This is a genomic window from Actinomadura sp. KC06 (genome assembly GCF_004348735.1).
In the GTDB taxonomy this organism is placed as follows: Bacteria; Actinomycetota; Actinomycetes; order Streptosporangiales; family Streptosporangiaceae; genus Spirillospora.
Map to the genome: position 1 here is coordinate 13,905 of NZ_SMKT01000083.1, position 26,155 is coordinate 40,059.

Genomic DNA, 26,155 nt, shown 5'->3' on the forward strand with positions numbered 1-26,155 from the left:
TGTCTTCTGCTCGTGGTGTCACATCCAGGTGACCTGGGCGCGCGACCTCACGTTGAGCTTGCGCAGCACTTTCGCGACGTGCTGTTCGACGGTCCGCGTGGACAGGACCAGCGCGTCGGCGATCTGCCGGTTGGTGTGTCCGAGCGCCACCAGACGGGCCACCTCGCACTCCCGGGGCGAGAGCTGGTCGCCGTAGCCGCGGCGGCCCCGGCGCGTGGGCAGGACGACGCCGTGGCCGCGCAGCACCCGGCGGCAGCGCGCCGTGTCCCGGGACGCGCCGAGCGCCTCGAACTCCTCCACGAGCACGGTCAGCTCCCGGGTGCCGCCGCCCGCCGCCATCCGGCATCGGGCCGCCGCCTCCGCGGCGAGCGCGGCGTGGTACGGCTGCGGCAAGGCGGCGTAGGCCGCACGCGCGGCGGTGAACGCCTCGGCCGCGTCCGCGGTGTGCCCGCGTCCCATGGCGAGGATGCCCTGGCAGGCCGGGAACGCGGCGGCGGCCATCGGGGCGTCCCGTCCCGCGATGCCCTCGGCGAACTCTTCGGTCACCTGCTCGGCCTCCGCCTGGCACCCGCCGCGGGTCAGCGCGACGACGGCCATCGGGACGAGATCGCCGGCCCACACCCAGATGCCCTTGGCGCGTATCCGGGCGATGCCCCGCCGCGCCTCGGCCACCCCCTCGTCGAACTCGCCGCGCGTGGCGTGCAGCCGGGCCATCGCGCCCGAAGCCGTGGCCAGGACCGTCGCGGGTGCGTTCGCGGGGTCGGCGAGCCCTGCGGCGTCAAGCTCGTTGGCGGCGGTGCGCCAGTTGCCGAGCGCGGAGGCCAGCAGGCCGAGGACGAGGTGGGCGTCCGCCGCGATGCAGGACACGCCCTGGACGATCTCCAGCGTCTGCCGCGCCCGCTCGGCGAGGCCGTCCCAGCGGCCGGCGTACCAGTCGAGGCGCAGCGCCGTGCCCTCCATCATGCCCTCGACGAACGCGGCGCCGCATTCGGCGGCGAGCCGCCCGCCCTCGGCGCGGTACCGCCGCGCCCGCGCGTAGTGCCCGAGCCAGGCGGCGGCGTCGGCGAAGTTCCCGCAGGCGCGGGCGGTCTGGCGGCGGTCGGCGTCGCCGCCCGCGCCGCCGATGAGCGCCTCGGCACGTTCCCACACGGCGGGATCGCCGGCGAACATCAGCAGCGCCAGATGATTGCCGCGCACCGCCGTCCGGACGGCGGGATCGGGCTCCACGGCCACCAGTTCCTCGGCGCGCTCGATCCATCGCTGGTAGACGCGGAACGGATGGACGTCCCAGCTCGGCATCGCCAGCGCCGCCATGCCCCGGGCCGCGAGCGCCGGACGCTCCCGCAGTTCCCCGACGGCGGTCTCGGTGCTGATCCGGCCCGCCTCGTAATCGCCCATCTGGTTGTACAGCAGCAGCCCCAGGTTCAGCCTGATCTCCCCGCGCAGGCCGTCCGGGATGTGCTCGTCCCGGACGACGGTCCTCAGCAGCTCGACGGCCCGGCGGTTGGTGAGGCCGAGCACGGCGTCCCGGCTGAACTCGACCGCGATCCTGGCGCACTCCTCCCGTCCGAGCCGGGGGTCGGACAGCAGCTCCTCAAGGATCTCCACGGCGACCGCCAGATCGCCCATCTCGCGCGCGGACGCCGCCGCGGCCTCGGCGTAGCGCTGCCATTCCGCGACCATCCCGGCCTCGCGCGCGTGGTAGGCGAGCTGGACGAGCGGCTGCGGTTCCTCGTCCGCCAGCGCCCGGACCGCCTGCCGGTGCAACCGGCACCGGTCCGGCCCGGGCAGCGCCGAGTAGACGGCCTGCTGGGCCAGCGCGTGCCGGAACCCGTACCTGTTCTTGCCGAACTCGTACAGCACCCCGGCGAGCAGCGCCTCGCGGATGGCGGACGAGCGGTCGGCGGCCGACAGGTGGCCCGCCGGCTGGCGTCCCGCCGACGGGTGGCCTGCCCGCACGTCACCCATGACCGCTCCGATCAGCGCTTCGCCCGCCGGGAGGCGCAGCACCGAGGCGGCCCGGACGGCATCGGCCGCCGCGGGCGAGAGCAGTTTCATCCGGTCGGCGATGGCCTCCTGGAGTGGCGTGGGCACCTCCAACCCGTCGAGCACGCCGGCGTCGCCGCTCGTCTCGTCCCGCACTGAGGCGGGCAGGGCCCGGACGACCTCCTCGACCACGAACGGGATGCCCGCGCTGCGCCGGTGCAGTTCCTCGGCGAGATCCATCGCGATCTCGGGAGCGCTCGTGACCGCGGCGCCCGTGACCGCGGCGAACAGTCCGCGGACGCCCTGCACGTCGAGCGGACGAAGCGGAAGGAGCAGGGCGGTCGTGCCGGGAGGGTGCCGGAAGGCCCGTCCCAGAGGCAGCCGGTCACCTGACAGATCCTCCGGGCGGTAGCTGAGCACCGCGGACAGCCCGGCGGGCGGATCGTCCACCAGGAACCGCAGTAAGTCCCGGGTGCCGTCGTCCGCCCAGTGCAGGTCCTCCACGACCATCACGGTCTCGCCGAGCGCGTCCAGCAGGGCGCGGACGGCGCGGAACAGCCGGTGCTCGCGGGCGCGGACGTCCTGCAGCGGCTCCGGGGCGGGCGGCAGCCGGTCGGCGAGCTCGGGCAGGTAGGGGCGCAGCGCGCCGCAGACCGGGCTGATCCCGGCGGCCCGGTCCAGGGGCAGGTGACGCAGCAGTTCGAAGACGGGCCCGTACGGGAACGGCTCGCGGAGCGGATGGCAGCGGCCGAGCAGGATCACGCGGTCCCGGAGCGACGGATGGCGGAGGGCCTCGTGGATCAGGCGGGTCTTGCCGATCCCGGCCTCGCCCTCGACCAGCGCGACGGCCGGGGGGCGGGCCACGGTTTCGAGCAGGGAGTTCAGTTCGCCCGTACGGCCGATCAGGACGGGCGCGGCCGGGGTGCGAGGGAGCGGGGGTTTCATGGACGACTCCGGCGGTCAGTCCGCGGCAGGCAACTGTGGCGGGGGGGTGTTCAGCAGCCGGTCACCGCGGTGACACAGAAGTTAAGTCTTGTTCCGGTCCACGACAACCCCACGCCGCGAAATCCCTCGATCCCCGGCCCGGCGGGAGGTCCGGGCGCCGAAGCGGCCCAGAGGCGCGAAAACGGCGTGTGTCCTCGTCAGGGAGCCGACGAGGACACACGCCGTGAAGAGGCGCGGCGCTCGACGCGAACGCCGCCTCTCGGATGTGCGGGAAGGTTCAGTCGATCGGGAGCGGCGTCTTCTGCCCCTTCTGGATACCGCACATGGACGGGGCCATGACCTCCTGGGCACTGCCCCAGCCGGCGCACTGGTAGCTGCTGTGCCCGTACCAGTCGTGGCCGAACTCGTGCGCGGCGAGCAGAGCGCCGTCCCTGACGCCGCCCATGTACAGCGCGATGCGCTGGCCCCGGCCCCAGTTGCAGCCGACGATCCTGCCGCCTCCGCCGCAGTCGGAAATGTAGGTGTTACGGCACTCCACCGGGGTCCCGCCGCCCTGGGTGAACCCCTGCCACGCGGCGGCTCCGCGGGCGATCGTCGCCGCGTGCTGCTGGCACGAGGCCTGGAGGTAGTAGCTGCGGCGGCTCGGGACGGGCCAGCCGCCCGGCGGGGGGTCGAGGAGCTTGGAGCCGGACGCTTCGAGTTCCTCCGCGGTGATGCCGTGCGCCTCGGCGGCCTGCGCCTTGGCGGCGTGCGTGTCGGTGGCGTGCTTCCCGGTGGTCTCGCGCGCCGCGGCGTTGCCGTGGTCGCTCGTGTTGAGATCGGCCTGCGCGAGGGCGCCGGCCGCTACCGCGACGGCGGTCGTCAGCGCGGCCAGTCCGGATCTCCTCAGCCGTGTGCTCGGCATGAGCCTCTCCTCCATGGGTGGCGGGGGGTTACCTCCCGGCGGCTGGCAGCCGCCGGGACACACACGGTCGACCGGGTGGGACGGAGAAGCAATCCCGCAATCGAAAGATAGGTCTACGTATTAAATGACTTCCCTGGTCACGCACTTCGGGAATGAGCATATGCGGGCCGGTCGGCGTTCAGCGCATTGAAAAGGTGTCCGGAGTCGGCGGACACGATGTGAACGCGCCGGCTCCGGACACCCTTCAATCTGGTCGGACGGCCTCCGGTCAGGATTGGAGAGCGATCGACCTGTAGTAATGCTTCAGGATCCTGGAGTACGTCCAGCCGTCATTGGCCTTGTCACGAGAGCCGTACTGCGACATCCAGTCACCGTCGACCCATCCGCCGCACGCCGTCGTGGTGGCGCAGTAGTGGGCCTCGAGGATCTTCCCGCCGCGGGTCATGCGGGTGCCCCACGTCGCGTCCACCGCGGCGCTCGTCGACGCCTTCGCAGAGCCGGGCCTGTACACCTGGCTCGACGTGGTGTCGTAGACGTCGAAGCACGCGCCCCACGACGTCTTGCGCGTCGAGTGCAGCGCCCAGTACCAGCCGAAGTTCTTGACGGCCATCGCCCCGGCCCGGAGCGACTCCTTCGGCCAGCTCGACACCCATTCGTTGGGCAGGACGTTCTTGACGTAGGTCTTGAACGCCACCCGGTCCACCTGCCCGAGGGAGACCCGGTACACGAGGATCGTCGTGGGAAGCTTGCTGTGCGTGCCGTCGGTCTTGCATTCGGTCGGCCCGGAACTCAGGAATTTGTGCGAGGCGTTCTGGTTCTTCAGGGTGGAGTTCAGGTTGCCCTTGGCCCCTGCCTTGAAGTCCTGGTACGCACCGCCGTAGTTGCTGTTGAAGTACACCCGGACGGTCTTGCTACTGCGATTCCAGACCGAGGCCGCGGCGTTCTTAACGCACTTGCCCTTGCCGTTGCCCGCGCCCTTGAAGTCGTAGCACGAGGGCTGCTCGGTGCCGTAGTCGGAGACCGAACCGGTGAAATCCGAGATCGAACCCGCGTTGCCGCTGTTGAAGTAGTAGCAGAACTCGCCGCTGTCGCACTTGCCGTCGCGGCCCGCCGCCGAGGCGAGCGCCGCGAGGGCGGCCAGCGCCGTCGCACCGAGCACCGTCGCGACGGTCGCCGCGACGAGCCGCGAGATCAGCCGTGCGGTTCGTGTTGACACGGTCGTCCCTTCTCTCCTGCTGGAAGCGGCGCCGCGCTATCGGACGTTGTAGCCCTGCGAGCGCCAGAACGAGGTCGGGTTCGGGTTGTCCAGGTGCGGGTCGTTGACGCTCTTGGCCGCGTGCGTCTGCCGTCCGAGCCGCATCTCGACGTGGGTGTGCGCGGCCGAGCTGGACGACACCCCGCGCCACGACTCGTCCGCGATGATCTGGCCGCGGCTGACCGACTGGCCCACGCTCAGCGACGACCGCGGAGCCGCGTGCAGGTAGATCACCGTCTTGTTCGCGGCGGAGTTGTAGATCGAGATGGTGGAGAGCCCCGACCCGCCGGTGTGGCCGCGCGCGATGTAGATGACCTTGCCGCTCACCAGGGCGCGGACGTCCGAGCCGACGCCGCGGGCGATGTCGATGCCCTCGTGGCGGCCGGGGGTGGAGGTGTAACCGTCGAAGCCGCAGGTGATCCGGCCACCGCTGGCCTGGTACAGGCCGTAGGACATGTTCGTCCGGGACGACGGCGAGAACTGGTGCGAGGCGTTCTGGTTCTTCAGGGTGGAGTTCAGGTTGCCCTTGGCGCCCGCCTTGAAGTCCTGGTACGCACCGCCGTAGTTGCTGTTGAAGTACACCCGGACGGTCTTGCTGCTGCGGTTCCAGACCGAGGCGGCGTTGTTCTTGACGCACTTGCCCTTGCCGTTGCCGGCGCCCTTGAAGTCGTAGCAGGAGGGCTGCTCGGTGCCGTAGTCGGAGACCGAACCGGTGAAATCCGAGATCGAACCCGCGTTGCCGCTGTTGAAGTAGTAGCAGAACTCGCCGCTGTCGCACTTGCCGTCGCGGCCCGCCGCCGAAGCGGGCGCCGCGAGGGCGAGCACCGTGCCGCCGATCGCCGCCGTGGCGGTCGCCGCGGTGAGGACCTTGTCGAGCGTTCCCATGCCGTTCTCCTCTTCTCTGACTTTTCTGAGCGGGGCCTGGATTTCTCAGCGGAGGTGGATTTCCGGTTCGGTCAGCGGCGCTGGTACTCCTCCCAGGTGCGGACGGGCACCTTCGGGCCGTCGTCCGGGCCTCGGTCGGCTAGCCCGTTCCGGCCGAGGTAGTAGTCGCCGGTCTGGTGCTGTGCCGGTCCTGAGAGGTCGGTGTCGCTGATGGCGGCGGCGTGGATGTGCCATGGCCAGTCGCCCTGCCGCGGGCTGCGCACCCATGCCGCGAAGCCGACGCGGCGCAGCGCGCGGGCGGCCACCTCGCGGGCGGCCTCGTCCATCCCCTTCACCGAGATGTCCACGACGCCGCCGCCGTCATGGGTACCCGCGGACGTGGGGTCACCGCCGGGGTTGTACGAGCCCTGCTCCAGCACGAGGTCGCGGCCGAGCAGCCGCTCCGCCTCGCGGAGCATGCTCCGCGTCCGGCTGTTGACGACGAAGCCGCCGCCGGCGGACACCCGGCTCCCCGGCGTGATGACGTGAGTGACCGTGAAGCGGCCGGCTCCGAGCTTGGCGAGCGATGTCCTGCCCGGCATGCCGTTGGCGTCCAGGCCGGTGTAGCCGAGCTGCTTCTGGTACTTCGCGTAGGCGGTGATCGTTCTGGTGCCGCAGGATCCGTCCACCCACTTCTCGTCGAGCAGCTTCCGGTCGCGCAGCGCCTGCTCGACGAGGAGCACGCTGGCCTTGGCACCCGGGGTTGTTGCGCCGTCCGGCCGCCGCGGGTCGATCTGGGCGGCCTTGACGAGGGCCTCCATGTTCACGCTCGGCAGGGCCTGGACGCCGACCGCCGGTGCCGCCGGCGTCCCGGACGCCGCGGTCGGCGAGATGAGCAGGGCGGCCGCCGCGAGGGCGGCGGCGCATGCGGGCAACTTCATCGGATCTCCTGGTTCTCCTGATTGCGAGCGCCGGGCAGACGCCGCGGCGGAGCCGGGCGGACGGCCATGGGGGAGCCGCCCGTCACGGATCGCTCACGTGCCGGTAGGAAAGGTCGGGTGTCGTCGGCCGCCGGAGCCGCTCAGACCGTTGACCATGCGGCCTGCGGCGCGGACGGAGTCGTCAGCAGCGTCGTCAGCAGCGCTCGCTGGTCATGGCGCGGGGACCTTTTGGGAATCTGCCCGCCCCTGGCCGATTTCTTCATCGTTGAAGCCCCCTTGTGTCACTGCCCGTCGAGTGCGGGCAGTGACCACATTGCCGAGGGCCGCACGTGTCAGGTACCCCTTGTGACAGGTTCTGACATGCTCTTACACGGCGGGTCCGCTATCTGACGGCTACCGGGCGACGTTCACCACGAAGAAGACGGGACGCGCACCGGGAAGGAGCTGTTTTCCCGCGCCGTCGACCATCTTCCAACCCACCCAGCACGACCCCGGAGTGGCTGGCGCGGTGACGCGAACGCTGACCCGGACATGGGCACCCGGTTCGGTGTCGGGAATCGGGACCTTTCCTGGAGTGGAACAAGTGCCGTTGTCGGCGGGCAGTGTCGCGCGTGCCAGAAAACGTCCGCGCCATGGCACGGAGCCTGCGTTGGCGAGTTCCCAGGTCTTGACGAATTGCTGCCCGGTCTTCACCACCGTGCCATCGGGAATCGTCACGTCGGCGACGAAGACGCTCCTGTCGCCGATGACCACCGGGGCGCCCGCCACCGCCGGCCGTCCGGTCTCGGCGCCGCCGTCGTCCTCCGGCCGGTCGCCGTCTCCGCCCAGCATGGAGGCGCCGAACGCCACGCCGCCCAGCGTCCCGCAGCCCACGACGATCGCGACCACGCGGCGACGCCGCCTCGGCCTAGGAACGGGGACGGGAGTCAACGTGGCCACCGCCGCCGGCTCGACCTCGCCGTCTCCTCCGGGAACCAGGGAGAGCGAGGCGGGGGCGCCTTGCGCGGTGGGGGCGTCGTGCGCGGCGGCGTCGTCGGAGCCGAGCGCGGCGCACCAGAGCCCCCGCCACTCCTCGACGTCGCCACCGCACGCTTCGACGAACGCCTGCGTCGTCGTCCAGCTCGGGAACCGCGTTCCCTTCGCCGCCTCATGCAGGGTCGCGTGGCTGACCGACCGCGACTTGGCCGCCATGACCCGGAACGAAGGGTTCCCCGCCTCCGCGCGTAGCCGCCGGAGACGCTCCGCGAAACGGTCGCGCCCTTCCTGACCTCCGGCGGACGACAGCACACCAGACTCACTCATGGTCCACCCCACCAACCCGGTCGACCGGAATGGCCACGGCTTTGCGGCGGCCCCCGTCCTTCACTCGCATACTGACACAATGCGCTCCCGCGAGCACTTGCCGCCACGTCGCCGATCGCGGCCGAATCCCGCCGGACCAGCGGCACCGCGACCGCAATCCTGACCGAATCGGCACAACCCCGGACCAACCAAGCAGAAATAGACGTTCCATTCCATTTCACATATGGGCGAACTTGATCGGCAACGTCCGGCGCATAGCCCGTGATCCTGATCACTCGTCATGTTCAGGACATGAATGCAAGCCGAACCCAGAGCGACCAAAGATGCGGATCCAATGAACTTTTCAACCGGCGGCTCTGGGGCCAGACGTCCCTGGGTGCCGGACGTCCGGCACCCCGCGGGCAGGCGCCGCTCGGCTTATCATGAGGACGGCCCTGCGAGGAGGACCCGGTGGAGTCTGCGCAGCCGTGGGTGTTCAACCGGCTTGAGCCGCCCTTCCTGGACGACCCGTACCCGCTCTACGCACGCGCCCGCCGCGAGGCGCCGGTGTTCCACAGCCCGGAGTTCGGGCTCTGGTTCGTCACCCGCTACGACGACGCGTGGGCGGTGCTGAAGGACACGGCGCGTTTCTCGTCGCGCTTCCTGATGCGCACGCCCGCCGATGCGCCGCCGGCCGTCGGCGAGGTGTTGCGGGAGGCGTACCCGGAGCTGCCGATGCTGGTCAACGACGACCCGCCGAGCCACACGCGGACGCGCGGCCTGGTCAATCACGCGTTCGCGCCGCGGCTGGTGGCGGCGCTGGAACCGAGCGTCCGGGCGATCGTCACGCGGCTGGTGGACGGCTTCGCCCCGGACGGTGGCGCCGATCTGATCGCCGAGCTGGCCTATCCGGTGCCGATCGAGATCATCTGCACGCTGGTCGGCCTTCCCGTCGAGGAGCGCGGCCGGCTCAAACGCTGGACCGACGACCTGGTGGAGCTCGGCGCGCCCGGCACCGGCGGTGAGCGCCAGCTGGAGTGCGCGCGCAGCTCGGTCGCGTTCCAGCACTACCTGGAAGCGCAGATCGAGGCGCGCCGGAGCGAGCCGCGGGACGACCTGCTCACCGCGCTGATCGACGCGCGCGTCGACGGCGAGCGACCGCTGGACGTCGCCGAACTCGTCAACCTGCTGATCATCCTGATCTTCGGGGGCCATGAGACCACGACCAACCTGATCGGCAACCTCCTGGTGCTGCTGCTCGCGCGGCCGGAGACGCTGCGGGCCGTCCGGGACGACCCGTCCCTGACCGACGCCGTGATCACCGAGGGCCTGCGGATGGACACGCCGGTGCAAGGCACGTTCCGCACGACGACCGAGGAGGTCGCGCTCGGCGGGACGCGCATTCCGGCAGGGGCGAAGGTGATGGTGCTGTTCGGTTCGGCCAACCGCGACGACGCCGTCTTCTCCCACCCCGACCGGTTCGACCCGGGACGGAGCAACAACAACCGGCACCTCGGGTTCGGCCGCGGCATTCACGCGTGCCTCGGCGCGTCGCTCGCCCGCCTGGAGACCCGGATCGTCCTGGACACCATCGCCGAGCGGCTCCCCGACCCGAAGCTCGACGCCGTCCGGCCCCCGACGTACTTCCCCAGCCTGATGCACCGCGGTCCGCAGACGCTGAACGTGGTGTGGCAGACCTGACGTCGCCGTCCGACCGGTTCAGGCCCAGGGGGCCATGGGGTACCAGATGACGTCTCTGCGGGCCAGGATTCGGACGTCCCAGTACATGATCAGGAAGACGCCGGCGATGAGGAACGCGCCCGCGACGATGGCGGTCGCGCGGCTGGGGCGCGCGGCGAGCCATCCCTGCAGGCGCCGCCCGCCAAGCAGGGCCACCGCGAGGAAGAGCAGCGCCATGACCGCGATGTTGCCGAGCGACTGCAGGCTGAAGGCGGCGGCCCCGTACAGCACGTTGCCGGACTCGGCGGCGTCGCGGAACATCTGCCGGAACAGCGCGAACGGGCGTCCGATGAGGAACGCGCCGATCACGGCGCCCATCAGCAGCATCGGCGCGTTCGGATGGCGGGCGGCGAGCCGGGCGAGCGGGTCGGGGGCCAGGTTCAGCGCGGCCAGGCCCTGCCAGAGCATGAGCGCGCCGATGATCCCGTACACGATCATCGCCTGCACCAGCCGCGGCGACCAGGTGCCGGGGCCGGACGTCTGGAACTGGGGCATGCTCGTGCCGACCAGGGCGACGACCACCCCGTAGGCGGCGGAGACGGCGAACATTCCGGCGGCGAGCCAGGCGAGCGGCCTGACCATCGCGCGCACCCGGCCGCCCGCGCCCACCGGGCCGCCCGCGGCGCCGCGCCGCCCGACCAGCGGTGCCAGCGCGCCGAACGCCGCCGCGTTGCAGGCGGTGAACGTGCCCGCCAGCCCGGACACGAAGGCGAACGCGATGCCTGCTCCGATGCCCGAGATCTGGGTCCCGGCGTCCTCCTCCAGGAGCGTGCCGACCACGGTGTGGCCGATCGTCCGGTCGACGAACTCCGCCGACCAGATCACGGTGAGGGCGAACCCGATCAGCGCGCCGACCGCGATGACCAGCCACCGGCGGCGCGGGACGTCTCCGCCGGCGAACAACGACGTGCGCGCGGGCTCCGCACGCTCCGGACTCCGAACGATCTGCGTCACCAGGAACTCCTCGGCCGTGGCTGCGGCCGGAGCCGCAACGGCTCCGTCCCGGCGAGCGTGACATTCCGCGTACCGCCGCACATCTCGCGGATTGCGCTCCAAGCGGGCGGCGGCACCTAGGCGGCGCCGGCGGCGACCACGGCACCGGCGGCGATGGCGGGCGGACGGTGCGACCGGATACTTTTTATGGCAAGTGCCGTCCACGAAAGCCGACCGCCCAAAATGACGCCAGTGCTGATCGGGAGGGACCATCCCGCCGGTGTCCTGCGTGCCGAGATCGGCCGGGCCGCCGAGAGCCACGGCGGGCTGGTCCTGATCGCGGGTGAGGCCGGGATCGGCAAGACCACGCTCGTGACGGAGGCCGTGGAGGAGGCCAGGCGGCAGGGCGCGCTCGTGCTCAGCGGATCGTGCTGGGACTCCGGCAGCGCCCCCGGCTACTGGCCCTGGGTCCAGGTGATCCGGTCGATGCGCCGCGCCGCCGCCCCGGAGGAGTGGGCGGAGGTGGAGCACGCGACGGCCGGCGGGCTGTCGGTTCTGCTGGGCGAGTCCGGGGCCGGCGACCCCGCCGAAGGGTTCCAGCTGTTCGACGCGGTGACGACCGCGCTGGTGTCGGTGTCGCAGTGCCGCCCGGTGGTGGTCGTCCTCGACGACCTGCACTGGGCGGACCCGGCGTCCCTCAAGCTGCTGGAGTTCGCCGCGCAGCACACCTGGTTCGAGCGGCTGCTGCTCGTCGGAACGTACCGGGACGTCGAGGTCGAATGGGCCGAGCATCCGCTGCGGGAGCGGATGCTGACGCTGGTGGCGAAGGCGACCACCGTGACGCTGACCGGCCTCGACCGGGACGCGACGGGCGCGCTGATGGCCCGGACGGCCGGACGCGAACCCGACGGCGCCCTGGTCGACGAGGTGCACCGGCGGACGGGCGGCAATCCGTTCTTCGTGGAGCAGACGGCCAGGCTGTGGCGCAGCGGCGGCTCGGTCACGGCGATCGCGCCCGGCGTCCGGGAGGCGCTGCGGCGGCGGCTCTCGCTGCTGCCCGCGGCGGTGGCCCGGCTGCTCACCGACGCGGCGGTGCTCGGACGCGAGTTCCACCGGCAGGTGCTCGCGGCCTGCGCGGCGGCGCCGGTGGCCAGCGTCGACCGGCTGCTCGACCAGGCGTCCTCGGCCCGGCTGATGACCTCGCTCGGCGGCGGACGGTTCGCGTTCGCGCACGACCTCGTCCGCGAGACGCTGTACGAGTCGCTCGACGAGGACGCGGCGCGGCGGCGGCACGCGGCGGTCGTCAAGGCCGTCGACGCGGCTCCGGCGCTGCGCGACAAGATGCTGGTGACGGAGCTGGCCCGGCACGCGCACCTGTCCGGCGGCGAGCTGGAGCCCGCGCGTGCGGTGGAGCTCCTGGAGGCCGCGGCCCGCGACGCCGGCGACCGGCTGGCGTTCGAGGAGGCCGCCGGGCACTACCGCCGGGCGCTGGAGCGCGCCGGCCAGGACTCGACCGCGGGCCTGCGGGTGGCGCTGGACCTGGCCAACCAGCTGCGGTCCCTGGGCGACCGCGACGGCAGCCGGCGGATCTTCGACGACACCATCGCGGCCGTCCGCGCGTGCGGCAGTCCCGACATGCTCGCCCGGGTGGCGCTCGGCCTCTACATCTACGACGAGGAGGCCGAGCGGGCGACGCTCGGGGTGGACCTTCTCCACGAGGCGCGCGACCTGCTGGTCCGCACGGGCGGGGCGCCCGCCGACGGGCCGCTGGCGGACCCGGAGTCGACCGATCATCTCGCGAAGGAGCTGGCCGTCCATCTGGGCGAGGCGGCCCAGCGGGCCGGGGACGACGACGAGCTGTCGTTCAGCCTGTGGGCCCGGCACGCCCTGATCTGGGGGCCCGGCTCCGCCGTCGAGCGCGAGGCGCTCACCAGGGAGATGACCGAGGTCGGGCGCCGGACCGGCGACCAGATGATGGAGTACTTCGCCGGGTCGCTGCGCTGGGTGGCGCTGCTGGAGCAGGGCGACCCGCGCTTCCTCGACCAGTACCACGCCTTCGTCGCGATGGCGGAGCGCAACGGCCGGCCGCGGTTCAGCCTCGCGTCGATCGTCGACCAGAGCGTCATCTCCGGCTTCCTCGGCCGGTTCGGCGCCGCCGACGAGCTGCTCGACCAGGCGGACGCCTTCGGCACCCGGCCCCCGAGCGAGTGGACGATCATGTTCAAGCATCTGCGGTGGGCGCTGCGGCTGCTGGAGGGCCGGTTCGACGATTCGGACGAGCTGCACCGCGCCCTGAACGACGTCGCTCACCCATTCGCGCGGCTGCTCGAAGCGCTCACGGCCGTCCAGCGCGGCGACGTGCAGGCGGCGCTCGCGCACGTCCAGCGGTACGAGGGTGTCGCCGAGCCGTATCCGCCGAGCATCATGCCGATGTGGCTGCGGCTTCAGGCGCAGGTGGCCGCCGCCTTGCGGGACCCCGTGCTCTGCGCGAAGGCGCGTGCGGACCTCGCGCCCTACGCGGGGCTGTGGGCGGTGTCGATGTGCGGCTGCGACATCGGCGGGCCGATGAGCCACTGGTCGGCGCTGGTCGACCTGGCCGAGGAGCGCTGGGACGACGCGGTCGCGGGCTTCACCGACGCCCACCGGTCCGCCGACCTGCTCCAGTCGCGCCCGTGGTCGGCCGAGGCCAGGTCGCTGCTGGCCGAGGCGCTGCTGGGCCGCGGCGGGCCGGGCGACGCGGAGGCCGCGGCCGGGCTGCTGGACGAGGCGGGCCGGGTCGCCGCCGAGATCGGGATGCGGCACGTGTCCCGGCGCGTCCAGGACCTGCGGCCCGAGCCCGCCGCCCCGGCGGAGCCGGGGAACGTGTTCCGCTTCGACGGGCAGGTCTGGACGCTCGCCTTCGCCGGACGCACCGTCCACATGCCCGACGGCAAGGGCCTGCACGACCTGCACACGCTGCTGGAGCGTCCGGGCGTGGACGTGCCCGCCGTGCGGCTGCTGAGCCCGGAGGGCGGCGAGGTCGCGGTCGCGGCCGGGCGGATGGGCGGCGACGCTGTCCTGGACGAGGAGGCCAAGGCACGCTACAAGCGCCGCCTGGCCGTCCTGGACGAGGAGATCGACCAGGCCGCGTCCCTCGGGGACGACCGGCGGGCCGCCGAGTACGACCGGGAACGGGCCGCGCTGCTGGACGAGCTGCGCGCCGCCGCCGGCCTGGCCGGACGCACCCGCCGCCTGGGCGACCAGGCCGAACGGGCCCGCAAGACCGTCACCGCCCGCATCAAGGACACGCTGCGCAAGCTCGACCAGCGCCATCCCGAGCTCGCCGCCCATCTGCGGGACGCGGTCTCCACCGGCTCTTCCTGCTCCTACCGGCCGGAACGCGAGATCGCCTGGCACCGGTGAGCGCCAGGCGATCCCACTGCTTTCCTACTTGCGGTTGTAGAGCCGCATCGTGATCGTCCCGAAGACCGCGATGAGCACGATCCCCGAGATCAGCACCCAGGTCAGCTCGCCGCCGCCGGGGTCGCCGGCCATCAGGCCGCGGACGGCGTCCACCACCCGCGTCACCGGGTTGACGTCGACGAACGCCTGCAGCCAGCCGGGCATGGTGTTCGGATTGACGAAGACGTTGCTGAGGAAGGTCAGCGGGAACAGCACGAACATGCTGACCGACATCACCGCCTTCTCCCCGCGCATCAGCAGGCCGACCATCGTCCAGACCCAGGAGAAGGCGAACGAGAAGGCCACCAGCACCGCGATCCCGGCGATCACCCCGAGCGGGCCGCCGTCCGGGCGGAAGCCCAGGATCAGGCCGAGCACGAGGATCACGATCGACGCCATCGTGTACCGGAACATGTCGCCGAGCAGGTAGCCGACCATCGGGGACGGCCGCCAGATCGGCAGGCTGCGGAACCGGTCGAACACGCCCTTCTCGATGTCGATGTTGATCGCGATGCCGGTGTACATGGTGGTCATCACGACGCTCATCACCATGATCCCCGGCAGCAGGAACTGCAGGTACTCCTTGGTCGAGCCCGCCAGCGCCCCGCCGAACAGGTAGGTGAACATCAGCACCATCATCACCGGGAAGATGGTGACGTCGAACAGCTGCTCGGGCACGTGCTTGATCTTCAGCATCGCCCGCCAGCCGAAGGTGATCGACGCCGACAGGGCGCTCGGTCTCGCCGGGCGGTCGCCCCGTGCCAGCACGGTGCTCAGGGTCTCCGCCGACGGGACGTACTGCGCGGCGCTCGTCTCGTGGGTCGTCGTGCTCATGCCGCCACCTCCCCTTCCTTGGCCTCGTCGTCTGCGTGGTGACCCGTCAGGGTCAGGAACACCTCGTCCAGGCTGGGCTGGCCGAGGGAGAAGTCGTCCACGGTGATCCCGGCGTGGGACAGCTCGGACAGCGCGCGGGACGCCTGCTCGGCCGCGCCGAGCTTGGTCTCGTCGCCGGAGATCCGGGCGGTGAGCGCCACCGGGTCGGCCTCCAGCTGGACGGACGCGCCGAGCTCCCGTGCCAGCACCTCCTCCGCCTGCGGGCGCTGCGCCGCGTCCCGCAGCCGCACGTGCACCGCGCCCGCGCCGATCGACGCCTTCAACTCGCCCGGCGTCCCCTCGGCTATCACCTTGCCGTGGTCGACGACCGCGATCCGGGCGGCGAGCTGGTCGGCCTCGTCGAGGTACTGCGTGGTCAGCAGCACCGTGGTGCCGTGCGCCACCACCAGGCGGATGATCTCCCAGACCTGGTTGCGGCTGCGCGGGTCGAGGCCGGTGGTGGGCTCGTCGAGGAACAGCAGGTCGGGGGTGTTCAGGATGCTGGCCGCGATGTCGATGCGCCGCCGCATCCCGCCCGAGTAGTTCTTGACCTGCTTGTCGGCGGCGTCCGTCAGCCCGAAGGCCTCCAGCAGCTGCGCCGCCCGGTCCCGGGCCGACGGCTTGCGGTGGCCCAGCAGCCGGCCGAGGAGGATCAGGTTCTCGGTGCCGGTGAGGTCCTCGTCCACCGACGCGTACTGCCCGGTCAGGCTCACTTTGCCGCGGACGGCGTCGGCCTCCTTCTTGACGTCGTGGCCGAACACCCGGGCCTGCCCGCCGTCCGGCCGCAGCAGGGTGGCCAGCACGCGCACGGCCGTGGTCTTCCCCGCGCCGTTCGGGCCGAGCACCCCGTACACCGTGCCGGTGGGCACCTGGAGGTCGAGGCCGTCCAGGGCCCGTGTCTTCCCGAAGGTCTTGACCAGCCCTTCGGTTTCGATCGCCAAATCTTGCTGAGTCATGATCTGTCCTTCCGTATGTGGGTCAGGAGACGTAGGGGCGCGCCGCGCGAGCGTCCCGCAGCGCCAGGCCCCACCAGGTGAGCTGGTCGAGCATCGACTTGACGCTCTGCGCCGGCAGCTCCGCCGCGCACGGCCAGCCGCGGTCGTCGACGCTCCCGTCCAGCAGGTCGAAGCTCACCCGGCAGGGCATGGTCACGCTGTGCAGGCCCGTGAAGACGGTGCGGAGCTGCTCCACCGCGTACAGCCCGGTGGAGCCCATCCCGTACGACACGAAGCCGACGGGTTTGGCCTGCCACTCGTCGTAGGCGTAGTCGATCGCCTCCTTCAGCGCGGCCGGGAAGCTGCGGTTGTACTCCGGGGTGATCACCACGAAGGCGTCCGCCCCGCCGACCCGGGCGGTGAACTCGGCAATCCCCGGGGTGGCCGCCTTCGGGTACCGGTCCGGGAACCGCACGTCCAGCAGGTCGATGACGGCCACGTCGAGATCGTCGCGCTGCCGTGCCCGCTCCGCGAACCAGCAGCCGATCCGGTCGCCCACCCGTCCCTCGCGGGTGCTCCCGACGATGACCGCCACACGCAGCGGCGCCGCATCATGGATCATCGGATGCCTCCCTTAGGTCTTGGGCGTTCACCCGGAAGGCGCCAGAACCCGCGCGTCCCCCGCTAGACCCGATCTAGCATCCGACTATGACATTCACGCGATAACGCGAGAAAGAGGCTGACCGGCGGCACGTGACGGGATCGGCTCCGGCGTCCTCCGGCGCGTGCTCCGGCGGCGCGTCAGCGGCGGCGGACGTTGCGGGCCATGCGGTGCCAGGTGTGGCGGCGGCCGCGAATGGCGACGGAGTAGTCGTAGAGGAATTCGGGGTCCATCGCGCCGGCGACGTAGGCGTCGCCGATGTGGTGGGCGTCCACCCCGATCTCCTTGGCGTTCAGCGCCAGTTGCGGGACCAGATTGCGGTGGGAGCCTTCTTGGCTGGTGCCGATGGTGCCCATCGCGATCGCTCCGGCGGCGTGAATCTCCCTTACCGCTTCGGCCGCGATCGCGCTGGTCACGCCTGGGACCGTGCCGGGAAGCGGCACCAGCACGCCGTCCGCACCGGCCTCGGCTATGGCGCGCATGCCGGACGCGTTCATTGGCTCGGTGCGTCCGGCCATGTGCATTTTCCCGGACCAGATCGCCACGTCCTCGCCCAGGGCCTGCCTCAGCTCCCGGCTGGAATCGGCCATGTCGGCCAGATCGGCCCCCGTGGCGGGATTGGCCGTCACGCACAAAAGGGCGGCGCCTTGGTCGACGAGGAGGCGGGCATTCTCCACGGTGGCTTGACGTCCTGCGGGCACGTCACCGGGTTCGAGATTGACGCCGATGGGACGCCCGACATGGTCGGCGAGCTCGGCCAGCGAATCGAACTCGCCGAGGACCGGCAGCCGCCACCGGCGGCCGTCGAACGCCTTCTCCACCAGGTTGAGAATGACGATATCGGCGCCGAACGCGGCCACCAGCTCGATGTTGCTGACGCCGCCGGTCCCGTGCGCCCCGGCGAGCATCGCGGTATGCGACCACAGCTCGGCGACCACCGCGCGTCCTTCGCTCGCGGCGACCGAGGCGGTCAGCTCGCGCCCGCGCAACGCGGCGAGTTCCCGGCTGTCCAGATCCAGAATTCGGCGCATGACCCCATACTGCCGAATTCCCGCCGGTGGGGAGCTTCGGGGGGCGGGGGCGTCCAGCGCCTGGGGCAGGCGCTGGACGCCGGTGCGGCCGGCCTGGCGCGGGCCGGCGGGGTCGGACGTCAGGTGCGGAACGGGCCGGTGACCTCGTAGGTGATGCCGGACCCGGAGGTGCCGCGCTGGGACGAGAAGTACAGCCGGTTCCCGGCGGGCGTGAACGCCGGGCCGGCGATCTCCGACGAGCTCTGCCCGTTGATCCGCAGGAACACCGAGATCTTGTCGTCGGGGGTGATCAGGCAGATCTCCATGTTGCCGCCGTCCTCGGCGACGTACAGGTCACCGGCGGTGGAGCCGGTGATGTTGTCGACGCCGGTGAGCGGGGCCGGGCCCGGGTTGACGAGGCTGTCGTCGTAGGCGAGCTCGTAGGTGTTGTTGAGCAGGTTGAACTGCCACACCCGGTTGTCGCCCTTGGTGGTGATCCAGACGGTGTCGCCCGCGTAGTGGCAGCCCTCTCCCCCGTTGAAGACCTTCATGCCGGAGACCTGGTCGCGGGTCGGGGTCGGCGAGCCGTCGGGGTCGGGGACGTTCGCCCAGGAGAACGAGCCGGACGTCCCGGACCCGCCCGTGAGGACCTGCAACGTTCCCGAGGACAGGTTGCCCCACGTGGTCGGGATGAAGCGGTAGAAGCCGCCGTCGCCCGCGTCCTCGGTGAGGTAGATGACCTTGCGGACCGGGTCGGCCGCGGCGGCCTCGTGGTTCCAGCGCCCCATCGCGTCGCGGCGGGTGGCCGGGGCGCCCCACGGGTCGCACTCCCACACGTAGCCGGTGCTGACCTCTTCGCACGACAGCCAGGTGTTCCACGGCGTGGCGCCGCCCGCGCAGTTGCGGTTGGTGCCCGACAGGATCCGGTACGCCGAGGTGACGGTGCCGCTGGAGTTGAAGCGGAGCGCGGAGGCGCCGCCCGAGCCCGACACCTCGGAGTTGGACACGTAGATCCAGCCGGTGCCGTCGGCGAAGACGGCTCCGCCGTCGGGCGCGCTGTGCCAGGTGTAGGTCGTGCCGGGCACCGTCTGGCCGGACCGGGCGACGATCCGGCTGGTGAACCCGGGCGGCAGCTGGATGCCGTTGGCGTCGGCGGCCTGCAGGGCCCCGTACGGGCCGGGGCCGAGCTGGGCGGGGGCGGCGAGGGCGGCGTTCTGCCAGAGGGTTCCGGAGAACGCGACGGCTCCCGTCCCGATGACCGACGTGCGCAGGAAGGTACGACGTTTCATCCGAGATGTCTCCTGACGACTGGGGGTGAGACGATCCGTTGCCGCGACATCACCGAAGGTAAGGAGACATGGCAAAATCCACGCCCGTTCAGGGTGAACACCGGCCAGCATGAAAATGGCCAATTTCCACCCGGACATTGTTCGGGCAATTAGTCTTCGTCGCCGATCATCGGCCTCATCGAAATGGTCCCGAAATCGAGGCCGCCGCGACCTCGATTTCTGGACATCCCGCTCATCGAGCGGCTCGATCAATTATTTGAATGGTGCCGGTATGCGCGGGCCGGCGCCGGTCGCACGGGCCCGGAGGAGGTCCGCCACATCGGTGAGGGCCGTCTGGACGCGTCCGTAGACGCGCGGGTTGAGCAGCGTCGCGCCGTCGAAGTCCCCCGAGTTCGCGAAGATCGCGACGGGCACGGTCAGCGCCTGGAAGAAGGCGAAGAGGGGCCGCATGGCGTGCTCCAGGACGAGCGCGTGGTGGTCGCCCCCGCCCGTCGCGGCGAGCAGGACGGGCTTGTCGGCCAGCGCGTACTGCTCGACGAGATCGAAGAAGTGCTTGAACATGCCGGGATAGGAACCGCGGAACACCGGCGCCGCCGCGATCAGGAGATCGGCCTCCTCGGCGAGCCGGAGCGCGGCCTCGACCTCGGGTGTGACGCCGTCGCGCTCGATCGCGCCGGTGAACCCCGGTCCCAAGGCGTACACGTCGATCCGGGACGTCTCGATGGGGAGCAAGTCCCGCAGCGTGTCGAGGACGACGTCCACGAGCCCCATGGTCTTGGACGGACGGCTCGGGCTGCCGTTGACGACCACGACCCGCAAGACCGCGCCTCCCCCGGCCGCGGCGGCCGTCTCTGCCCCTGCCTCGATGACGGTCATGCCGCCCTCCCCGAACGCGTGGCGGTCTCGCGGCGCACGACCGGCGCCACCTCGGTGCCGAGCCGTTCGATCGCCTCAAGGTGCTCTTTCTGCGGCATCCCGCCGAAACCCATCTGGATGATGGCGCGGTTCAGCCCGTACAACTCGTGATAGGCGAGCAGCTTGTCGATGACCTCCTGCGAGCTCCCCACCAGCAGACCCGCCCTCCGGGACGACTGCGCGTCGAACGCGGCCCGGGGCAGAAGGAGCCCTTTGCCCCGCTGATGGTTGTTGTCCGCCATGCCTTTCGCGAAGTACGGGAACATGACGTCTCTCGCCTGCTGGCTGGTGCGTCCGACGTAGCCGTGCGTGTTGATGCTGATGGGCAGTGCGCCCGCGTCATGCCCGGCCTGCGCGGCGGACTCCCGGTAGAGGTCGACGGTCTGCTCGTGGAAGGTCAGCGGCCCCAGCAGCAGGGCGAGCGCCATGGGCAGGCCGAGCCGTCCGGTGCTGATGGCGGACGCCGTCGAGCCGCCGACGCCGACCCAGATGGGCAGCGTGGCGCCATCGGCGCGGGGCGCGATGTCGGCGTCCGCCAGCGGCGCCCGGAAACGTCCCCGCCAGGTGAGCGGGTTCCGCTCGCGGATCTTGAGCAGCAGGTCGAGCTTCTCCCTGAACAGGTCGGCGTAGTCCTTGAGGTCGTGGCCGAAGAGCGGGAACGACTCGGTGTAGGAGCCGCGTCCGGCGATGATCTCCGCCCGGCCGGCCGACAGCAGGTCGATGGTCGCGAACTGCTCCCAGACGCGGACCGGGTCCTCCGAGCTGAGCACGGTGACCGCGCTGGTCAGCCGGATGCGCTCGGTCGCCTCGGCCGCGGCCGCCAGCAGGATGGACGGCGCCGACCCGACGAAGTCGGAGCGATGGTGCTCGCCGACGCCGAACACGTCCAGCCCGACCTCGTCGGCGACCCTCGCCTGCTCGATCGTCTCGCGGACGCGCTGCCGCGGCGATGGGACGGCGCCCGTGACGGGATCCTCCGTGATCTCGCCGAACGTCATGATGCCGATCTCGAATGCCATGTCAGGTCCTCTCTCGTCGGCGGCTCGGCGCTCGGGCCGCGCCGTGTTGCCCGGCGGCCGGCGGGTCCGGAGCGGTCCCGGCCGGCACGACGCGAACAACTTGCGTGCGCAGACAAATATTCCGGGTTGGCCGCGGAGGGCGCCGTCCGGATACCGTGCCGCCATGGCCACCGACCGTCTGCGGGACCTTGAGCAGGAGGCTTGGGGAGGGTTCCTGTACACGCACGAACGGCTCTGGCGCGCGCTGGAGGCGGGGCTCGCCCCGCTGAACGTGAGCATGGCCGAGTACAGCGTGCTGTCCCTGCTCTACGAGGCCGGCCCGCAGGGCATGCGCATGACCGAGCTCGCCCAGCGCCGCCTGATGTCCAGCGGCGGGTTCACTCGCCTCGCCGACCGCCTCCAGAGCCGGGGGCTGATCGAGCGGCGGCGGTCGGCCATCGACGGCCGCGGCCTCGACGCGACCTTGACCGCCGACGGCCGGGCCCTGATCCGCCGGGCCCGCCGCCGGCACCACGCCGACCTGCGCGAACTCTTCTTCGACCGGCTGGACGACGAGCGTCTGCGCGCCCTCGCCGAGACCTGGGCCCTCCTCGACCCCGACGACTCAGCTCGCGAAACCGGAAAGACGTCCTCGCCCTAGAAATCGTCCCTAGGCGAGCGCGTCGATCGCGGCGACGTCTTCCCCGGTGAGCTCGAAGCCCTCCAGGTCGAAGTTGGACGCGATGCGCTCCCGGCGCGACGACCTGGGGAGGATCACGATGTCGTGTTCCAGATGCCAGCGGAGGACGACCTGGGCGGGAGTGACCCCGTGCCGCCGTGCGATCTCGGTGAGGACCGGGTCACTCAGATCGGTGTTCTTCAGGCCGCTGTAGCCCTCGACGATGATCCCGCGGCGGCGGTGCTCCTCCAGCCGGGCCGGATCGTGCCGGGCCGGGCTCCACGAAATCTGATTAACGGCCGGCTGCTCCCCGGTGGCCTTGGTCAGCTGGTCGATCTGCGCCGTGCTGTAGTTGCTGACCCCGACATTGCGAGCGAGCCCCGCACTCTTGGCGGCCAAGAGTTCCCGCCACGTCGGGACGAGCTGTTCCGAGCCAGTCGGCCAATGGACCAGCCAGAGGTCCACGTAATCGGTGCCGAGCTCGCGAAGGCTCGTCTCCAAGGCGCGACGGGCATGCCGCGCGTCCTGCGGGTGCAGCTTCGTGGTGACGAAGACCTGCTCCCGGTCGACGCCGCTGTCCTTCACGGCCCTGCCGACGTCCGCCTCGTTCTTGTACAGCGTCGCGGTGTCGAGATGCCGGTAACCGATCTCCAGTGCCGCGCGCACGGACTCGTACGCCGTCCCGCGGCGCAGTTCCCACGTCCCGAACCCGATCAACGGCAGCGCGGTCCCACCAGGCAGATTCACAGTCTGAGTCATGCACTGCATTCTGCCCCCAACGCCCGCCGGCGGAACGGGCGGGGCAGCATTTTATTCTTCTCTTGCCGGAGACCGATCAGCGCGACTCCACTATTGGCTTGGACGGGCTCCGCGGCCGGCGGACGGTCCGGCAAGTCAATTATGAACATCCTGGTATACTTCGTGATCCAGCGATCGGGCGGGAGATCCGCTCCGGCTCCCATGGTCGGCTCGCCCCTTGAAGTTTTCCAATGATGCGGAGTGAACGCGGATGTCGGAAGCTGAGTCGGCGCGGCGGTCGAGGCGCCGGCAGATGTCGAAGGACGAACGGCGCGCGGAGATCATCCGGGTCGCCGCCGACCTCTTCGAGAAATTGGGGTACGCCCGCGCCTCCATGGACGACATCGCCGCCGCGGTCGGAATCGGAAAGCCCACTCTGTATCACTACTTCCGCAGTAAGTCGGAACTGCTGTGGTACATGCACGAGGAGCTGATCGACGGCCTCATCGAGTCGCACGGCGCGCGGGTCGAGCAGGGATTGGAGCCGGCCGAACTGCTGCGCGGCGTGATCCATGACTTTCTGCAGAACATCGCGACCAGGCGCGGCCAGTGCCGGGTCTTTTTCGAGAACCACCGCGAGCTTCCGGACGCCGATCTCGCCGTCGCCACCGAGAAGCGCGCCCGGTACGAGGCGATGGTGCAGGACGTCGTCCGCGACGGCATCGCCGCCGGAACCTTCCGGAAGGTCGACGCCAAATTGTTCAGCCTCGCGATATTCGGCATGAGCAACTGGGCGTACCAGTGGTACCGCCCGGACGGGGAACTCACGCACGACGAGATCGCCGACGCGTTCTGGGACTACGCCTACCGCGGCCTGAGGCCCTGACGGCGGGGTCGCCAGGGCCTCAGACCGGCGGGTGGTCAGGCGGTGCTGACCGTGCCCGCCTCGTCCGGACCAGGGCCGGTGCCCGTGCCCAGCTCGTCCTGGCCAGGCGTCACCGGCTCCTCGATGTCGTTCCGGTAGGTCTCGGGCAGCAGGAGCACCGAGACGACGGTGATGAGGCACACGCCCGCCATGTAGGCGGCGATCGCGACCCATGAACCCGTCCAGGCGTAGAGGGACGTGGCGATGAGCGGGGCCAATGCGCCGCCGACCACCGAGGCCACCTGGATGCTCAGCGACATCGCCGAGTAGCGGGTCGCGGTCGGGAACGTCTCGGCGAAGAAGGCGCCCTGCGGCGCGTACATCGTCGTGTGCAGCAGCCCCAGGCCGACGATGAACGCGAACGCGATGACGATGGGCGACTCGGTGTTGAGCAGCGGCCAGAAGGCGAACGCCCACACCCCGAGCATCAGCGAACCGGCCGTCAGCATCGTCTTGCGGCCGATGCGGTCCGACAGCGCACCCGCGACGGGGAGCATGACGAGCTGGACTCCTGCGCCGAGCAGCACGCCCAGCAGGATCCTGCTCTTCGGCATGTCGAGGATGTCCTCGTTGGTCCCGTAGGCGACGGCGAACGTCATGAACAGGTAGTAGGTGACGTTGATGCCGACGTAGGCGCCGCCGATGAGCACGATCTTCCTCGGGTAGCGGCTCACCGCCTCCAGGACGGGCGAGCGTCCCACAGGCGGCTTCGGCCGCTTGACCGTGTCGGCCTTCGCGGCGTTCTGCAGGCGCTTGAACGCCTGGGTCTCCTCGATCCGCATCTGGATGTAGATCGTCAGCCCGAGCAGGGCGACGCTCGCGAGGAACGGCATCCGCCAGCCCCAGGAGTCGAAGGACTCCGAGGTGGTGACCAGGTCCGCGATCAGGAAGGCGAGGTTGCCGACCAGGATCCCCGCGGGCCCGCCGGCGAGCGCGAAGCTGGAGAAGAACCCGCGGCGGTCGGACGGCGCGCTCTCCAGCGCCAGCAGGATCACCCCGCCGGTCTGGCCGCCGAGCGCGATCCCCTGGACGAGCCGCAGCAGCACCAGCAGGAGCGGGGCCGCCGGTCCGATGGCGTCGTAGGTGGGCAGCACGCCGATGAGCGTGGTGCCGAGGCCCATCGTCAGGAGCACCATGACGAGGGACCGCTTGCGGCCGTGGACGTCGCCGAGATGGCCGAAGATCACCGCGCCGAGCGGCCGGGCGACGAACCCGACCGCGAACGTCGAGAAGGACAGCAGGGCCCCGGCGAGCGGGCTGTGCCCGGGGAAGAACAGATCGGGGAAGACCAGGGCCGCGGCCGTCCCGTAAATGAAGAAGTCGTAGTTCTCGATGCTCGACGCCGCCAGCGCCGCGGCGGCGATCCTCAGCGTGCCCTTCTTGGGCGCTTCTTTCGCGGGTGTCGTTCCGGAGGCCATCCGCGTTTTCCTTTCAACGACGTGGCGGACCGCCCGCCGGCGGTCTCCCGGTCACTCGCCGCGCGTGGAAAGTGTTATCGCCCAGGGTCGTCCGCCGCCGGGTCGACATTTTCCCGCCTCGGCTCAGGTGCGCGCTGATACCCCCGGGGCAGCGCCTTGAGAATCGGCCGCGACGTCATTGAAGATGCCGATTCATATGTCAGCTCACGTCACTTCGGATGTGGCCGTCCGGTGCGGTCACGATGGTGCGGCCACCGCTTCGGACTCGCGGCCCGCGCCCGCCTTCTGGGCGAAGCGGCCGACCAATCCCCATCCTCCCGACCGACCGGTCGGGCGTACAAGTACGATTGCAGGTGGGAGGGGGCGTGTCAACCCTTGGGATCATGATCCATTACCATTGTGCTGTTGCCGCTCCGGCGCCGTCCTCCTAAGATCCAGATGTCGATACGAGAAATTCAGCGATCTCCCTCCCGGCGAATCGCGCTCGGTTCCGCCGGAGAAATGGGCAGGACGATGAGAAGGCCGGTGACCCCGTGAAGTTCGGCATCTACACGCTATTGACCGCCGAGAGCGTCCGGCCGGACGTATTGGCCCGCGCGGCGGAGGAGCGCGGCTTCGACTCGCTGTTCATCGCCGAGCACTCGCACATTCCCGTCAAGCGCGAGACCCTCTGGCAGGGCCGCACCGAGCTGCCCGGCCCCTACTACCGCACCCTGGCCCCGTTCACGGCGCTCGCCGCGGCCTCGGCGGCGACGTCCACCCTGCTGCTCGGCACCGCCGTCGCGCTCCTCCCCCAGCGGGACCCGATCCACACGGCCAAGGAGGTCGCGACCCTCGACGTGCTCTCCGGCGGCCGCGCGCTGCTCGGCGTCGGCGTCGGCTGGAACCGCGAGGAGATGCGCAACCACGGCACCGACCCGCGCACCAGGGGCGCCCTGCTGGACGAGCAGCTCGCCGCGATCAAGGCGATCTGGACCGAGGACGAGGCCGAGTTCCACGGCGAGCACGTGGACTTCGACCCGATCCACCTCTGGCCGAAGCCCGTGCGGCGGCCGCACCCGCCGATCTACGTCGGCGGCGAGAGCCCGGCGGCGCTCGCACGGGTCGTCCGGCACGGCGACGGCTGGCTGCCGCGCGCCGCGACCCCGCCGGCCGAGATCCGCCGGGTCGCCGAGTGGTTCGCCGAGCACGGCCGCCCCGGCGTCCCGATCACGCTCTGCGGCCTCGACGCCGATCCCCGCGCGGTAACCGAACTCGCGGACGCGGGCGTGGAACGAATCGGCCTCGCCCTCCCCACCACCCCGGAACCCGAATCGCTCCACGCCCTCGACGCCCTCGCCACATTCACCACCCACCTGCACTAGCCCGCCCCGCCGCCTCCGGGGTCAGGGGGCTGCGGCGGTCGTCCGGGGTTGGGACGGGGC

At 71.0% G+C, this 26,155-nt stretch carries 21 protein-coding genes; 5 read left to right on the forward strand and 16 right to left on the reverse strand.

Annotated features, from left to right (window positions below):
* Positions 1 to 18: 18 nt before the first annotated feature.
* From E1287_RS24910 to E1287_RS24935, 6 genes are all read right to left on the reverse strand, one after another.
* Entirely contained in the window at positions 19 to 2,931 is a 2,913-nt protein-coding gene (locus E1287_RS24910) for a LuxR family transcriptional regulator (protein WP_131967475.1), read from the reverse strand.
* A 277-nt stretch (positions 2,932 to 3,208) separates the two neighbouring features.
* Positions 3,209 to 3,835 carry a hypothetical protein gene (locus E1287_RS24915; protein WP_131967476.1) on the reverse strand — a complete coding sequence of 209 codons (627 nt, stop codon included), beginning with the start codon at positions 3,833 to 3,835 and terminating at the stop codon, positions 3,209 to 3,211.
* Positions 3,836 to 4,103: 268 nt separating this feature from the next.
* On the reverse strand, positions 4,104 to 5,051 hold the full coding sequence (locus tag E1287_RS24920) for a SpoIID/LytB domain-containing protein (RefSeq protein ID WP_131967477.1): 948 nt from the start codon (positions 5,049 to 5,051) through the stop codon (positions 4,104 to 4,106).
* 36 nt (positions 5,052 to 5,087) lie between these two features.
* Positions 5,088 to 5,975, reverse strand: a complete 888-nt coding sequence (locus E1287_RS24925) for a peptidase inhibitor family I36 protein (RefSeq protein WP_131967478.1) — start codon at positions 5,973 to 5,975, stop codon at positions 5,088 to 5,090.
* A gap of 71 nt (positions 5,976 to 6,046) precedes the next feature.
* Positions 6,047 to 6,895 carry a peptidoglycan-binding protein gene (locus E1287_RS24930; RefSeq protein ID WP_131967479.1) on the reverse strand — a complete coding sequence of 283 codons (849 nt, stop codon included), beginning with the start codon at positions 6,893 to 6,895 and terminating at the stop codon, positions 6,047 to 6,049.
* Positions 6,896 to 7,288: 393 nt separating this feature from the next.
* Entirely contained in the window at positions 7,289 to 8,197 is a 909-nt protein-coding gene (locus E1287_RS24935; RefSeq protein ID WP_131967480.1) for an NBR1-Ig-like domain-containing protein, read from the reverse strand.
* A gap of 450 nt (positions 8,198 to 8,647) precedes the next feature.
* Between E1287_RS24935 and E1287_RS24940 the strand changes: the two genes are divergently transcribed.
* Positions 8,648 to 9,877, forward strand: a complete 1,230-nt coding sequence (locus tag E1287_RS24940) for a cytochrome P450 (RefSeq protein ID WP_131967481.1) — start codon at positions 8,648 to 8,650, stop codon at positions 9,875 to 9,877.
* 18 nt (positions 9,878 to 9,895) lie between these two features.
* On the opposite strand, the gene E1287_RS24945 is transcribed toward E1287_RS24940, so the two are convergent.
* Positions 9,896 to 10,870: a hypothetical protein gene (locus tag E1287_RS24945; protein WP_243719420.1), complete on the reverse strand. Its 975-nt coding sequence runs from the start codon at positions 10,868 to 10,870 to the stop codon at positions 9,896 to 9,898.
* Between the two features lie 222 nt (positions 10,871 to 11,092).
* Here E1287_RS24945 and E1287_RS24950 point away from each other — a divergent pair, with 222 nt between their 5' ends.
* Complete coding sequence (locus tag E1287_RS24950) at positions 11,093 to 14,251, forward strand: AAA family ATPase (protein WP_131967482.1); 3,159 nt, start codon at positions 11,093 to 11,095, stop codon at positions 14,249 to 14,251.
* 24 nt (positions 14,252 to 14,275) lie between these two features.
* On the opposite strand, the gene E1287_RS24955 is transcribed toward E1287_RS24950, so the two are convergent.
* The 7 genes from E1287_RS24955 to E1287_RS24985 form a co-directional block, all read right to left on the reverse strand.
* Positions 14,276 to 15,124 (reverse strand): ABC transporter permease, encoded by an 849-nt coding sequence (locus tag E1287_RS24955; protein WP_131967483.1) that lies wholly within the window; start codon positions 15,122 to 15,124, stop codon positions 14,276 to 14,278.
* Positions 15,121 to 16,119: an ATP-binding cassette domain-containing protein gene (locus E1287_RS24960; protein ID WP_131967484.1), complete on the reverse strand. Its 999-nt coding sequence runs from the start codon at positions 16,117 to 16,119 to the stop codon at positions 15,121 to 15,123. The genes E1287_RS24955 and E1287_RS24960 overlap by 4 nt, the downstream gene beginning before the upstream one ends.
* A gap of 22 nt (positions 16,120 to 16,141) precedes the next feature.
* The gene (locus E1287_RS24965) at positions 16,142 to 16,720 is read right to left on the reverse strand and encodes an NAD(P)H-dependent oxidoreductase (protein ID WP_131967485.1); all 579 of its coding nucleotides are present in this window, start codon (positions 16,718 to 16,720) and stop codon (positions 16,142 to 16,144) included.
* 179 nt (positions 16,721 to 16,899) lie between these two features.
* Positions 16,900 to 17,790: a haloacid dehalogenase-like hydrolase gene (locus E1287_RS24970; RefSeq protein ID WP_131967486.1), complete on the reverse strand. Its 891-nt coding sequence runs from the start codon at positions 17,788 to 17,790 to the stop codon at positions 16,900 to 16,902.
* 119 nt (positions 17,791 to 17,909) lie between these two features.
* A complete protein-coding gene (locus E1287_RS24975) occupies positions 17,910 to 19,058 on the reverse strand; it encodes an alkaline phosphatase PhoX (RefSeq protein WP_131967487.1) in 1,149 nt (382 codons plus the stop codon).
* A 252-nt stretch (positions 19,059 to 19,310) separates the two neighbouring features.
* Positions 19,311 to 19,934 (reverse strand): NAD(P)H-dependent oxidoreductase, encoded by a 624-nt coding sequence (locus E1287_RS24980; RefSeq protein ID WP_131967488.1) that lies wholly within the window; start codon positions 19,932 to 19,934, stop codon positions 19,311 to 19,313.
* Positions 19,931 to 20,992 (reverse strand): LLM class flavin-dependent oxidoreductase, encoded by a 1,062-nt coding sequence (locus E1287_RS24985; RefSeq protein WP_131967489.1) that lies wholly within the window; start codon positions 20,990 to 20,992, stop codon positions 19,931 to 19,933. Before E1287_RS24985 ends, E1287_RS24980 begins: the two co-directional genes overlap by 4 nt.
* Before the next feature lie 163 nt (positions 20,993 to 21,155).
* Here E1287_RS24985 and E1287_RS24990 point away from each other — a divergent pair, with 163 nt between their 5' ends.
* Positions 21,156 to 21,632, forward strand: coding sequence for a MarR family transcriptional regulator (locus tag E1287_RS24990; protein WP_165969169.1), 477 nt, complete (start codon positions 21,156 to 21,158; stop codon positions 21,630 to 21,632).
* A gap of 9 nt (positions 21,633 to 21,641) precedes the next feature.
* Here the strand turns inward: E1287_RS24990 and E1287_RS24995 are convergent, their stop codons facing one another.
* Positions 21,642 to 22,409, reverse strand: coding sequence for an aldo/keto reductase (locus tag E1287_RS24995; protein WP_131967491.1), 768 nt, complete (start codon positions 22,407 to 22,409; stop codon positions 21,642 to 21,644).
* A gap of 292 nt (positions 22,410 to 22,701) precedes the next feature.
* Between E1287_RS24995 and E1287_RS25000 the strand changes: the two genes are divergently transcribed.
* A complete protein-coding gene (locus tag E1287_RS25000) occupies positions 22,702 to 23,274 on the forward strand; it encodes a TetR/AcrR family transcriptional regulator (protein WP_207934444.1) in 573 nt (190 codons plus the stop codon).
* 35 nt (positions 23,275 to 23,309) lie between these two features.
* Here the strand turns inward: E1287_RS25000 and E1287_RS25005 are convergent, their stop codons facing one another.
* Positions 23,310 to 24,731 carry an MFS transporter gene (locus E1287_RS25005; RefSeq protein ID WP_131967493.1) on the reverse strand — a complete coding sequence of 474 codons (1,422 nt, stop codon included), beginning with the start codon at positions 24,729 to 24,731 and terminating at the stop codon, positions 23,310 to 23,312.
* 533 nt (positions 24,732 to 25,264) lie between these two features.
* Here E1287_RS25005 and E1287_RS25010 point away from each other — a divergent pair.
* Positions 25,265 to 26,095, forward strand: a complete 831-nt coding sequence (locus E1287_RS25010) for an LLM class F420-dependent oxidoreductase (protein ID WP_131967494.1) — start codon at positions 25,265 to 25,267, stop codon at positions 26,093 to 26,095.
* Positions 26,096 to 26,155 lie beyond the last annotated feature (60 nt).